The sequence below is a fragment of the Phocaeicola sp. HCN-40430 genome, from assembly GCF_037890285.1.
Lineage (GTDB): Bacteria > Bacteroidota > Bacteroidia > Bacteroidales > Bacteroidaceae > Phocaeicola > Phocaeicola acetigenes.
Map to the genome: position 1 here is coordinate 88,552 of NZ_JBBKBS010000011.1, position 12,704 is coordinate 101,255.

9 protein-coding genes and 2 tRNA genes are annotated in these 12,704 nt (G+C 38.7%); 2 read left to right on the forward strand and 9 right to left on the reverse strand.

The features are described 5' to 3' along the window. Window positions 1-27 precede the first annotated feature (27 nt). From WKU26_RS06845 to WKU26_RS06860, 4 genes are all read right to left on the reverse strand, one after another. The gene (locus WKU26_RS06845) at window positions 28-3,321 is read right to left on the reverse strand and encodes a SusC/RagA family TonB-linked outer membrane protein (RefSeq protein WP_340321390.1); all 3,294 of its coding nucleotides are present in this window, start codon (window positions 3,319-3,321) and stop codon (window positions 28-30) included. A 160-nt stretch (window positions 3,322-3,481) separates the two neighbouring features. Beyond that, the gene (locus tag WKU26_RS06850) at window positions 3,482-4,468 is read right to left on the reverse strand and encodes a FecR family protein (protein WP_340321391.1); all 987 of its coding nucleotides are present in this window, start codon (window positions 4,466-4,468) and stop codon (window positions 3,482-3,484) included. A 50-nt stretch (window positions 4,469-4,518) separates the two neighbouring features. Continuing rightward, window positions 4,519-5,061: an RNA polymerase sigma-70 factor gene (locus tag WKU26_RS06855; protein ID WP_340321392.1), complete on the reverse strand. Its 543-nt coding sequence runs from the start codon at window positions 5,059-5,061 to the stop codon at window positions 4,519-4,521. A gap of 169 nt (window positions 5,062-5,230) precedes the next feature. After that, window positions 5,231-5,303: transfer RNA gene (locus WKU26_RS06860), tRNA-Pro, on the reverse strand. Between the two features lie 186 nt (window positions 5,304-5,489). Here WKU26_RS06860 and WKU26_RS06865 point away from each other — a divergent pair. Next, a tRNA-Phe gene (locus tag WKU26_RS06865) sits at window positions 5,490-5,562 on the forward strand. A gap of 270 nt (window positions 5,563-5,832) precedes the next feature. Further along, complete coding sequence (locus WKU26_RS06870) at window positions 5,833-7,596, forward strand: Gfo/Idh/MocA family protein (protein WP_340321393.1); 1,764 nt, start codon at window positions 5,833-5,835, stop codon at window positions 7,594-7,596. 313 nt (window positions 7,597-7,909) lie between these two features. On the opposite strand, the gene der is transcribed toward WKU26_RS06870, so the two are convergent. The 5 genes from der to WKU26_RS06895 form a co-directional block, all read right to left on the reverse strand. Then, the gene (gene der, locus WKU26_RS06875; protein ID WP_340321394.1) at window positions 7,910-9,223 is read right to left on the reverse strand and encodes a ribosome biogenesis GTPase Der; all 1,314 of its coding nucleotides are present in this window, start codon (window positions 9,221-9,223) and stop codon (window positions 7,910-7,912) included. A 36-nt stretch (window positions 9,224-9,259) separates the two neighbouring features. Further along, window positions 9,260-10,141 carry a GTPase Era gene (gene era / locus WKU26_RS06880; protein WP_340321395.1) on the reverse strand — a complete coding sequence of 294 codons (882 nt, stop codon included), beginning with the start codon at window positions 10,139-10,141 and terminating at the stop codon, window positions 9,260-9,262. Between the two features lie 74 nt (window positions 10,142-10,215). Then, on the reverse strand, window positions 10,216-11,217 hold the full coding sequence (locus tag WKU26_RS06885) for a beta-ketoacyl-ACP synthase III (RefSeq protein WP_178265820.1): 1,002 nt from the start codon (window positions 11,215-11,217) through the stop codon (window positions 10,216-10,218). A 104-nt stretch (window positions 11,218-11,321) separates the two neighbouring features. After that, entirely contained in the window at window positions 11,322-11,507 is a 186-nt protein-coding gene (gene rpmF, locus WKU26_RS06890) for a 50S ribosomal protein L32 (RefSeq protein WP_007559879.1), read from the reverse strand. Window positions 11,508-11,523: 16 nt separating this feature from the next. Next, the gene (locus WKU26_RS06895) at window positions 11,524-12,054 is read right to left on the reverse strand and encodes a YceD family protein (RefSeq protein WP_178265821.1); all 531 of its coding nucleotides are present in this window, start codon (window positions 12,052-12,054) and stop codon (window positions 11,524-11,526) included. Window positions 12,055-12,704 lie beyond the last annotated feature (650 nt).

The following is a 12,704-nucleotide window of genomic DNA, read 5'->3' on the forward strand; positions in this document are numbered from 1 at the left end:
TTTGATATATGTTTCATTTTCATAATACTAAAAATTAAGTCTAACAGAAAAACCTAGATTACGCAAACTCGGCAACATAAAATAATCCATACCTGCAAAATGAGTAGCTGTACTTGCTGTCAGTTCCGGGTCGTAAGGAGCCTTGCAATAGAACATGAAGAGATTATGACCTGTTAAAGCCACATTCAAGCCTTTGATCCAAGGAACAACCTTAGAAACAGGAACATCATATCCCAAAGACAATTCGGCAAGACGCACGTTGGTTGCACTATACACATACATTGAACCAGCTCCGGTACCTACTGTCTGATAATATTTCTGAGCTGCAGGAACCAATGCGCCATTAATCATTACACCACCTGCATCACGTGCATCAGCAGAAGCCTGAGAAGTTCCATAAGCATCCATCAAGGCTTGTGTCATAGAAACACCAACACCACCTACACGTGCATTAATCAAGAAGCCCAAATTCAAACCTTTCCAGCTGAATGAGTTGCGCCATCCCAAGGTATATTTAGGTTGTGCATTTCCTGCATAGACCCATCCGTCTTTACGTTCTCCGGCATTCTTGTCGACTGCCACAGTATTATTTACATAGTCGACATCGATATATCCATGCTCATCGGTACGCAAAGCTGTAACATACAAGTCACCGATAGAACCACCTTCTGTAAGACGTGTCATCACATTACCAACACCTCCCAAATCCAAAACATCCTGTTGAATAGTGAGTCCGGAAGCCAAAGTGGTAGGTTTCAACAGTTTTTTAATTTCATTTCGGTTAAGAGTATAAGTAAAATTAGAATTCCATTTTACCGGTCCTAAATCCTGATTCAACGACAATCCTAATTCAATACCTTTATTGTCGACCTGTCCACCATTGATATAAATAGAAGTATAACCTGAAGATGCAGACAAAGACGGATTAAACAACTGATTGTAAGTTGATGTCTTATACAAAGACACACTCAAACTCAATTTATCTCCCCAGAAATTAGACTGCAAACCCACTTCCCACGCTTTTGTTCTTTCCGGCTTGATATCGGAGTTAGGATAAGTAGATGCTGTAGTAGGTGTACCAGACTGATATGGGAAAGTCTGATAAGCAATATAACGAGTCGGTGCATTACCAACCTCACTATAAGAAGCACGAACTTTCAAGAATGTCAGGACATCACTCTTTATTGGGAACAAATCTGTTAAAATTGCCGATAAACCCACAGAAGGATAAGCCACATTCTTCGAGTTAGTCCATGCCAATGCAGAAGACCAGTCGATACGTCCTGTCACATCCAGGTATAATTTACTCTGCCATCCCAACTGTGCAGTGGCAAACAATGATTGTGTCTGGTCGTGATAACCATCCTGATCATGTTCTGCATTTGCCAAATTAAGGTTCTTCAATGTAAAGCTATTGGCAACTGAGTTCAAGTCGCCACCTACACTATAATAAGCATAGTTTACATCCTGGATACTTGCACCCAAAGTAGCAGTCAACGAGAAATCGCCGAAATACTTATCGATATTCAACATCAAATCCCCATAAAGCTGACGAGTAGAAGCATCTGCTTTATAATAAGCTCCATAACGCTGAGCAAAAATAGCGTCTGTAGATGCAGAATACTTCTTTTCATTAATGGCTGCAGTATAATCAACTTTTGCACGTCCTCCCAATGTGATACCTTTTGCAATATCCCAGTTCAAGCCTCCGCTTACAAGGAAACGGTTCTTGGTATTGATAAAGTTATCACGATTGGTAATCCAGTAAGGGTTCTGCATGGCAAGTCCCATATTTCCCCAAGGCCAATACTGTGTTTTAAAGCCACGGCTTTCATCGTACATTTCAAACAACTGATATGTTTCAAGACTATAGCTCGGAGACATCAGATAAACCGGAACAATAGGGTTAAAATATTGTCCCTGTGATATCATATTCTGTTCACGAATATTTACATAACTGGCACTCAAGTCAAGACGAAGTTTATCGTTCAGCATACTTGTCGTATTGCGAATAGTAAAATTGTAACGATCGTAAGTATTATTCTGAACAATACCTTCTGCATTTGTAGCAGCCATAGAAAGGAATGTCTGATTCTTCTCTGTACCATTACTCAACGTAATAGAGTTTGTTTCATTCCATCCTGTCTGGAAGAAATCCAAAGGATCATAATCACTCGGCTGAGCTAATTTTTGTCCCCAACTTTGGAAACTTCCTGTTGCAGCTCCATAAGTATTCTGGAAATCAGGTGTCACAAAAGGACTATAGAAAGAAGTATTGTTGGCATAGCTTACATGTAACTTATCGGCTGTTCCTTTTTTGGTAGTAATCATAATTACACCATTGGCTGCCTCACTACCGTACAAAGCAGAAGCGGCAGCACCACTCAGTACAGACATGCTTTCGATATCTTCCGGGTTAATCATGGAAACTCCATCACCAGACTGCCCCATACCAGTGAACTGGTCATCCGGTTGTGCTGTATCCAACACGGGCATTGGAATACCGTCGATAACATACAGTGCATTGTTATTTCCCGAAATAGATTTGGCACCACGCATTACCACTTTCGCGCCACCACCAATACCGGAAGAACTTGTATTAATAGACACACCGGCAATCTTACCCGAAAGACTGTTTACAAAGTTTGCGTCTTTTACTCCAATGATTTCACTTGCCGATACTTCCTGCACATTATAAGACAAAGCTTTTGCTTCTTTCTTTATACCTAAAGCTGTAACCACAACTTCATCCAGCATTTCATTGTCCTGTGCTAAGGCAATATCATAATGATTTTTAGCAGAGATTTTTACAATCTGCGTTTTGTATCCAATGTAAGAAACTTTCAATTTGGCATCAGAAGCAACGTCTAAAGTAAAGTTTCCGTCAAAATCGGTAATTGTACCTATAGTAGTTCCGTCTACCGAAACATTAACTCCAACCAAGGATTCACCCAATTCATCGACAACACGTCCACTAATCTTTTTAACTGGAGCTTTTCCCTTTTGACCGACAGGTACGATCATAATGCAATTATTCTTAATCTGATAAGTGAATCCACTTTCTTTTAAGATTTCATTCAAAGCTACATTCAAAGGTTGGTCATTGATATCCAATGAAATAGTCTTATCAGATAATAAAGATTCGTTGTAAGCAACCGACAGTTTAGACTGGTTTTCTATTTCAGTAAGAGCCTTTTTTAAGGTTATATTATTACTTTTGATTGTAATGCGCTCATTATTTTGAGCAAAAAGAGCTGTACCAATAAATGCAAGACAGCTAATTAATACATATTTTCTGGCTTTTATCAGATATAAATTCATATCTTTATAGCGTTTTTAGTGTTAAACTCATAATATTATTACTTTAAGACAATTGTGCTTTTACAGCACGAATACTAAAGACATTTCACACCCGAATCTGGAAGGCAGCCCGATTCGGGTATTTTTTTTCATAGGCACAAAGGTTTAAACTCAATAATATTTATCTTCTAGACTTAATATAACATATATGTTCACCAACCTGATAATCGAAATTTCCAATTACAATCTGCAATACCTCAAGTATATCTTCCATGCTGGCATTACGCTTAAACTTAAAGTTATACTTGTCTTCATTAAACAGATTGGGATTATATCGGAAAGTGATACCATAATATCTTTCTAACTGCTGAAAGACTTCTCCCGCAGTACATCCGCGAAAAATAATCTCTCCACGCTGCCATGCGGTAACATCAGACAAACGCGCCATGACGAGTTGGCTTTGAGCTGTTTTCTTATTATATACTACCTGTTCCCCCGGAGAAAGGACATAAGAAGTAGTATCCATAGTTGTTTCAACTTTTATTTTTCCATTCAGCAAAGTAGCTACAATTTCATCTTCTTCCGGGTAGGCTTCTACATCAAACTCTGTTCCCAAAGCCGTTACCGAAACATCAGCCGATTTAACAATAAAAGGTTTATTCGGATTTTTCACAACTTTAAAGTTGGCCTCTCCTATTAAATGAACCACACGCGTATTGCCTTCAAAGTTGTCTGGATAAAGAATATAAGAACCGGAATTAAGATGTGCCACACTTCCGTCCGGCAAATTTATAACTCCTGTTTCTCCATATCGGATGTATTTTTCTACCATCGAAACACTAGGCTGTTCCACATAATGTTTAGTCAGCCAAAAAGTAGAGACTATCGAAACACAAAGAACTGCCACAGCTGCTGCATATCGCCATACAGACATTTCATAAGTACGAGAAACAGGAGAAACCTGTAAACGATGTAATACTTGCTGGAGCGATTCCTCTGTACGGGAATCAGACTTCGCTTTCGTTTCATTCCAAACTTTTCTCAAAGCTTCCTCTTTCAAATCCTCATGACGATTTTGAAGCAACCAACGATGGACTTCATTCGTCAGGGAGCCTGAATAATTAAAACGTGTAAAGCGATCTATTAATTTTTGTATGTAATTTTTCATAAGTTATCTATGTTGCTTTTAATAATAGACAGCTTACTCAAAACAATTACTCAACGCAAACTCAAAAAAAATAAAAATAAAATGATTTTTTTTAAATCTTGCAAAGCCAAATATAAATGACGTTCTACTGTACGCACAGAAAGTTGCAGTTTATCAGCTATTTCCTGATTGGAGAGTCCACGGTATCGACTTAAGACAAATATTTTCCGACGCTGCTCCGGCATCTGTTCTACAGCCATTTTCAGCAAAAGATTTATTTCTTTTGCATACAACTCCTCTGTCATATCATTTTCAACATCCAATTCGGAAAGACGTATTTTCTCTGCAGTGTCTTCTATATAATGTAGTTCGACCGATTTATGGGCTAAGAAATTATAGATGTAGTTTTTTAGCATAGAAAACAGATAGCTATCCCATCGGTCACGGTCAATCCATAATTCCGGCTTATCCCACAACTTCACAAATATATCCTGAGCTATATCTTCGGCATCGTCTTCCGATTTCAGAATCTTCCACGCAAAAGCCTTCACCTTGGGAAAATTCTCAAGGAAGAACTTTCTGAAACGCAATGTTTTTTCATTATCTGTAATCATTCTACCGTTTCCGTTTTCTAAAAGATTCTATGTGCCATGGATTTTAAACGACTAACAAAAGTATTACTTAATTTCAAAAGAAGCCTAATTTTACCCACTTTTTCCTTCTCTTATCAATACTTTGGAAATTCCTGAAATAAAAAAAGCCCAACTAATAGTTGAGCTTTTGTCGGAATGAGGCGACTCGAACGCCCGACCCCTACGTCCCGAACGTAGTGCGCTACCAACTGCGCTACATTCCGATTGCAACACTTATCTTTCGTTTGCGAGTGCAAAGGTAGATATATTTTTTGATACCATCAAAAGAAATGATTGTTTTTTTCAAAAAAGTTTCTTTTTCTCAAAATTTAATGATTTCATAAAGATTCTTGAAGCAAAAATTTGCAGAATAAAAAAAAATACGTACCTTTGCATCACCAAAATAAAACGGTGCCATAGCTCAGTTGGTAGAGCAAAGGACTGAAAATCCTTGTGTCCCCGGTTCGATTCCTGGTGGCACCACAAAAAACAATCGCTAATAGATTATTAAACAATCTGTTAGCGATTTTTCTTTCTATCATATTTACTTTTTTATTTCATTTCACCCTTTCCTTTTTCCTTATATCAATAAGTCATATTTGAAAAGTTCATAAATATAATTTATTTCAAAAAACAGCTCCAATAAAGAAATCTGATACCTATACCCAAAAAAGACTTTCAAAATCATCCCGATGTAAAAGAAATACCTATCTTTGCCGCACTAAGAATTATCCATATAAATAACTATACACTATGAAGAATCTGAATAAATGGATTGCAGGAGCATACGCATGCTGTGCTTTGGCTGTATTTCCAACTTCAACCACCGCCCAATCTTTATCGCCTTCTACAGAATGGCACTGGGAAAAAGGAACAATCGTTATAAATACTCCAGAACGCCCGGCCGGCCAAGAAAACGTAATCGGACTGACTGTACCTAAAATGAAAGTGGTACGTGTAGCATTTGTCGGTCTTGGAATGAGAGGACCGGGAGCTGTAGAACGTTTTACCCATATTCCGGGAGTAGAAATCGTTGCCCTTTGTGATTACGAAAAAGAACGTGCAGAAGCCTGTCAAAAATATCTGGAAAAAGCATGTCTTCCCCAAGCAGCAATCTATTCTGGAGCTAAAGGATACGAAGAACTCTGCCAACGTGATGATATTGACCTCGTTTATATAGCTACAGACTGGGATCATCATTTTCCCGTTGCAAAATGTGCCATGGAGCATGGCAAGCACACTGCCATTGAAGTTCCATCGGCTATGAATCTGGAACAGTGCTGGGAATTGATTAATCTCAGTGAAAGAACCCGCAAACACTGCATGATTCTGGAAAACTGCTGCTACGACTGGTTTGAAATGAATACACTCAACATGGCTCAACATGGAGTTTTTGGCGAAGTATTGCGTGCTCAAGGAGCTTATATTCATAATTTGGACGATTTCTGGAGCTACTACTGGAAAAATGGAAAAGAAGATAAATTAGGATGGCGCCTACGTTATAATAAGGACAACCGAGGAGATGTATACGCTACACATGGGTTAGGCCCGGTAGCACAAGCTTTGGATATTCACCGCGGCGACCGCATCACGACTTTGGTAGCAATGGACACTAAATCGGTTCACGGACGTGCTCTGGTAGAAAAAGCTACTGGCGAAAAATGTGAATCGTTCCGCAACGGCGATCATACTACCACATTGCTGCGTACCGAAAATGGAAAGGTTATCGAAATCCAACATAATGTAATGAGCCCACAGCCGTACAATCGTTTGTATCAGTTGACGGGTACAAAAGGATTTGCCAATAAATATCCGATAGAAGGATATGCCGTGGATGCCAGCCAGATGAAAGCTTCAGGAGTACAACCGCAAGTAGACAACTTGAGTACTCACACTTTCCTTCCTAAAGCGGAAATGGACGCTCTGATTCACAAATATCAGCATCCTATTTTAAAGAAATATGGTGAAATGGCAAAAGAAGTAGGTGGCCATGGAGGTATGGACTTTATTATGGATAGCCGTCTGGTATACTGCCTGCAAAATGGATTGCCTCTGGACATGGATGTATACGATTTGGCAGAATGGTGTTCATTGGCCGAACTGGGAGCTTTGTCTATGGACAATGGCTGTGCAGCAGTAGCCTTCCCCGATTTTACACGCGGACACTGGAATGAGGTAAAAGGCTTCCGTCATGCTTTTGCCACTCCGGAAGAAGAGTTGTATTCTCAATTGGCTGCCGAAAGTGGTACACTGCAACAAAAAATCAAAGGACTGAAAGAATGGCTGGCCAATGTAAAAAAAGGTACAATCAAAGCCAATGCAGAACAAATCAACAAGAAAAATAATCTGCTTATTAAACAGATGCAGCGCACTGTCAACCTGTTGCAAAAATTATCTGCTTCAGATTCAAAAAACGAATCACTGATTAAAGAAGTAGAAGCTGTAATTAAACAAGCTGATAAAGCTATTGCTCAGGGAGATAAAGCTTTCCGACGTGCAGAAAAAGCAGAAAAATAATATCTGCCGAATCCTTATAAAAAGAATAGACTATCTCAAAAACCAATTTAAGATAGTCTATTCTTTATTTTATTTGTAAATGTAAATCTATGTGACTATTTGCCGACTTAAGCCGACGTCGTCGGCTACACAATCGCCCACGCTGAATATACGGCCAACGACGGCAACTCTATAGCCAACGACGACAATTAAACGCTACGACATTTATCACTGCCTTCTATATTTCTGCAATATTATATACCCTATCAAGAAACAAGAGACCATCTCAAAGTTTGTTTTGAAACGGTCTCTTTTCGTAGTAATCAAGTTAAAATTATTTCTGACGTATAAATATATTTATCGGAGTTCCTGACAAATTCCAACGCTCACGGATTTTATTTTCCAGAAAACGTCTGTATGGCTCTTTTACATACTGTGGCAAGTTTGCAAAAAATACAAACGAAGGTACCTGAGTATTAGGTAGCTGAGTGACATACTTAATCTTGATATACTTACCCTTATTTGAAGGAGGTGGATATGCCTCAATCAAAGGAAGCATTTCTTCGTTCAGACGGGCAGTCGGAATTTTGGAAGTACGTGCCTGATATACCTCTTTGGCAGCTTCCAACACCTTGAATATACGCTGCTTGGTCAATGCCGAAGCAAAAATGATCGGGAAGTCTGTAAACGGAGCAAAACGATTACGAATCGCTTCCTCGTAGTTTTTCATGACTTTCACAGTTTTCTCTTCTATCAAGTCCCATTTGTTCACAACGACAACCAAACCTTTCTGGTTACGCTGTATCAGCGAAAATATATTCAAGTCCTGTCCTTCAATACCACGGGTAGCATCAAGCATCAGAATACAGACGTCCGAACTTTCAATAGAACGGATAGAACGTACTACAGAATAATATTCCAAGTCTTCGCTTACCTTATTTTTCTTACGGATACCTGCTGTATCAACCAAATAGAAGTCGAATCCGAACTTATCGTAACGGGTATAGATGGAATCACGAGTTGTACCGGCAATGTCCGTCACTATATTACGTTCCTCTCCAATAAACGCATTGACTATAGAGGATTTTCCTGCATTCGGACGGCCAACAACAGCAAAACGTGGAATATCTTCATCAAGAATTTCGTCGGTTTCTTTCTTGAACTTCGAAAGAATCAAATCCAACAGATCACCGGTTCCACTTCCGCTTAAAGCAGAGATACAGTAAGGATCGCCCAATCCTAACGAATAAAATTCAGCTGCATTATATTGCAAATCGTTATTATCCGTCTTATTGGCAACCATAATCACAGGTGTTTTCGAACGACGCAAGATGGAAGCAACTTCCATATCCAAGTCTGTCACTCCATTCATCACATCAACTACGAATAGAATAACATCCGCTTCATCCATAGCCAATACTACTTGCTTACGGATTTCTTCTTCGAAAACATCATCCGAGTTAACTACCCATCCACCTGTATCCACTACAGAGAACTCCTTTCCAAGCCATTCCGATTTACCATACTGGCGATCGCGGGTTGTACCGGCCTGTTCATTCACAATAGCCTGACGTGTTTTGGTCAAGCGATTAAACAGTGTCGACTTTCCCACATTGGGACGTCCTACAATTGCTACTAAATTTCCCATATATTTTATACATTTACGGCTGTCACAGCCGAAGATTTAATCTAATTGATAACCAAAATTCTTAAGTTCCTTGTCTGAACTTCTCCAATCCTTGTCTACCTTCACAAAGGTTTCCAAATAAATGGACTTCTGAAAAAAATGCTCCAACGTTTTCCGAGCTTCTGTAGCGACCTTTTTCAACGCTTTTCCCTGATGCCCAATGATGATACCTTTTTGCGAGTCACGCTCTACATAAATCACAGCATTGATATGAATACTTTTAGCATCTTCCTTGAATTGTTCTACTGCTACTTCTACAGCATAAGGAATTTCCTTATCGTAATACAACAGAATTTTTTCCCGGATAATCTCTGTTACGAAAAAACGTGCCGGCTTATCGGTCAACTGATCTTTCCCAAAATAAGGAGGAGAATCTGGTATAAGCTCTTTGATACGTTTCATCACCACATCGGCATTAAATTTAGCCTTAGCCGAAATGGGGATAATCTCCGCATCTGGAAGTTTTTCATGCCATTCTTCAACCAGTTTTACCAAATCTTCCTGGTTGGTTAAATCAATCTTATTAATCAGCAACAAAACCGGAACATTCAGCTTACGAACTTTTTCCAAAAATTCCGCATTCTTGTCTGTCTTCTCTACAGTATCTGTTACATACAATAACACATCAGCATCGACTAAAGCCGATTCCGAGAAGTTCAACATAGACTCCTGAAGTTTATAATTAGGCTTCAATACTCCCGGAGTATCAGAGAATACAATCTGCATGTCATCAGTATTCAAGATTCCCATAATACGATGACGCGTCGTTTGCGCCTTGAATGTGGCAATAGAGATACGCTCTCCTACCAACAAATTCATCAATGTAGATTTTCCGACATTCGGATTACCTACAATATTAACAAATCCGGCTTTGTGCATAGTGTTTATAGGTTGATATACGAAAAAACGCATCGGGTTGGGATGCGTTTTTTTGTATGTGTGAATATTCTCAATTATTTATTACCATCGTATCCCCACTTCACATAAGTAGCTCCCCAGGTAAATCCGGCACCAAATGCAGTAAAGATAATATTATCACCTTTCTTCAGTTGTTTTTCAAAATCCCACAAACAAAGAGGTAATGTTCCGGCACTAGTGTTACCGTAACGCTGAATATTAATCATTACCTTGTCCAAAGGTACTTCCAGACGAGAAGCTACGGCATCGATAATACGCATATTGGCCTGGTGAGGCACAATCCAGTCAATATTATCCTTATTCAATCCGTTGCGTTCTGCAATCTGAGCGGTTACATCAGACATATTTGATACCGCATATTTAAATACGGTTCTACCTTCCTGATACAGATAGTGCATCTTATTGTCTACAGTGAAATAAGACGGAGGACAAACAGAACCACCTGCTTTCATGTGCAGGAAAGGAAGTCCTTTACCATCTGTTCTTAAAATAGAATCCATAATACCATAATCTTCAGTAGTAGCTTCTACCATACATGCAGCAGCGCCATCACCAAAAATAGGACAAGTTGCACGGTCTGAATAGTTTACCATAGAAGACATTTTATCTGCTCCTACGATAATAATCTTCTTGTGACGACCAGACTGAATCATCGAAGCAGCTGTTTCCATTGCATAAAGGAATCCGCTACATGCAGCCTGCAAGTCGAAAGCATATGCATTTCTCAGTCCTAACTTATCGCACAAGATTGAAGCTGTGGAAGGGAAATGATAGTCCGGAGTAGTAGTAGCAACAATAACACAGTCAATAGAATCGGGATCCGAATTTGTTTTCTGCATCAATTGCTTTGCAGCCTTACGCGCCAAATAAGAGGTACCTAAACCTTCTTCATTCAGAATACGTCTTTCCTTTACTCCAATACGAGTCATAATCCACTCGTCGTTGGTATCTACCATTCTTGACAATTCATCATTTGTCAATACATAATCTGGTACATATCCACCAACACCAGTAATTACAGCATTAATTTTTTCCATCATTTCAAAATTTGGTTTGTATGTAAAAAAGAAGCCGGCAGAGCCGAAAGGCTCTCCGGCTTTATTCTTTAAAAACACACAAACATGTTCAATGAAGTGCTAAATTAAAGAGCAGCTTCTTTTTCAATTGCTAATTTACCTCTATAATAACCGCAAGCTCCACATACTGTGTGATATACATGCCATTCGCCGCAGTTAGGGCAGATAGCTAAAGTAGGAGCAACTGCTTTATCGTGAGTTCTTCTCTTAGCAGTTCTTGTTTTTGATTGTCTTCTTTTAGGATGTGCCATTTTTCTAAAACTTTATTTAATTATTATTTAATATTTTCTTTAATTCATTCCATCTCGGATCTATTTCCCGGTTATCATCATCCAAACTCTCGTCTTCCTCAACATAACCATCTTCCAGTCCATCCTCATCATCCGAAGTACGTAAATGTTTACTCAGAGCTCCCATCATACCCTTGTTACATTTGCCTGGGGCATGCACATGTTTCATTGGCAAACTCAATGCAATAAACTCATAAATAAACCAAGCTACGTTTATATAACCATCTTCTTCGGGCACTACTACAATATCATCCTCCTCAGAGAATGTCAAACCTAATTTTACCTTCAAGCTATCGTCTGTTTCAACTTCCAATTCCATATCATCCAAACAGCGATCGCAAGGCACAATTACCATTCCTTCTGTATGAAAGTTAAGGACATATACTCCTAAACTCTTTTTTACTGATAAATCCACCTTCAATTTTCCCTTCTGAATTTCTGGGGCATCTATATCAGCAAAAAATTGATTATCAAGCGTGTATTCATACTTAGCTGAATCCTCACGCATATTCTTTAATTCTACTTTATATATATCTAACTTTCCCAATGCAATAGTATATAAATCGGGCAACAAAGATACAAATAATAATTGAGAATCCCTACAATCAAAATACATTTTTTAATCAGAACGACTTATGGTTTATTTTTATCCCAGTCAGAAGTCGTTAAAACGCTTTTTCAATTAAAAGCATATTTCAAATTGAATAAAGTATAGATGAACCTTATTGAATTTACATCAGAAACCTAACCATACCTCTTTAAAGATTTATAAATTTCTTTTTAGGAAAAACCTCTAAAGAATTCACAGACCTCCATAGCACATAACATAAATCGTATATTAAAAAATATAGCTCTATCAATAAGAACAAAATTCAAACCTTGCAGATACGTTGTATACAATAGGTAAAAAAAGACACACGTCAAGCAGGAAACAAGCCTTCAGAAGCAGAGGATGCATATACATATCCCCCACGGCCGGACAAGCCATGATTCTAACCCGATGAAGATTTCCGCAGCTCTTGCATGATTCCGCCAATACAGCTGCCGGGAACCATGCATCAGACGGGATTTAAGAATAAAACAGGACGTACTCAGGATTTCTTTCTTTACATAAAGGGGAAGATTATCCTTCAGCTGTCAGACATGACGAATGAGGAA

Bases quoted from the DNA above. Each gene is read 5' to 3' on its own strand.
- WKU26_RS06845 (WP_340321390.1), bottom strand. From the start codon at position 3,321: ATGAATTTATATCTGATAAAAGCCAGAAAATATGTATTAATTAGCTGT.
- WKU26_RS06850 (WP_340321391.1), bottom strand. From the start codon at position 4,468: ATGAAAAATTACATACAAAAATTAATAGATCGCTTTACACGTTTTAAT.
- WKU26_RS06855 (WP_340321392.1), bottom strand. From the start codon at position 5,061: ATGATTACAGATAATGAAAAAACATTGCGTTTCAGAAAGTTCTTCCTT.
- WKU26_RS06870 (WP_340321393.1), top strand. From the start codon at position 5,833: ATGAAGAATCTGAATAAATGGATTGCAGGAGCATACGCATGCTGTGCT.
- der (WP_340321394.1), bottom strand. From the start codon at position 9,223: ATGGGAAATTTAGTAGCAATTGTAGGACGTCCCAATGTGGGAAAGTCG.
- era (WP_340321395.1), bottom strand. From the start codon at position 10,141: ATGCACAAAGCCGGATTTGTTAATATTGTAGGTAATCCGAATGTCGGA.
- WKU26_RS06885 (WP_178265820.1), bottom strand. From the start codon at position 11,217: ATGGAAAAAATTAATGCTGTAATTACTGGTGTTGGTGGATATGTACCA.
- rpmF (WP_007559879.1), bottom strand. From the start codon at position 11,507: ATGGCACATCCTAAAAGAAGACAATCAAAAACAAGAACTGCTAAGAGA.
- WKU26_RS06895 (WP_178265821.1), bottom strand. From the start codon at position 12,054: ATGCGTGAGGATTCAGCTAAGTATGAATACACGCTTGATAATCAATTT.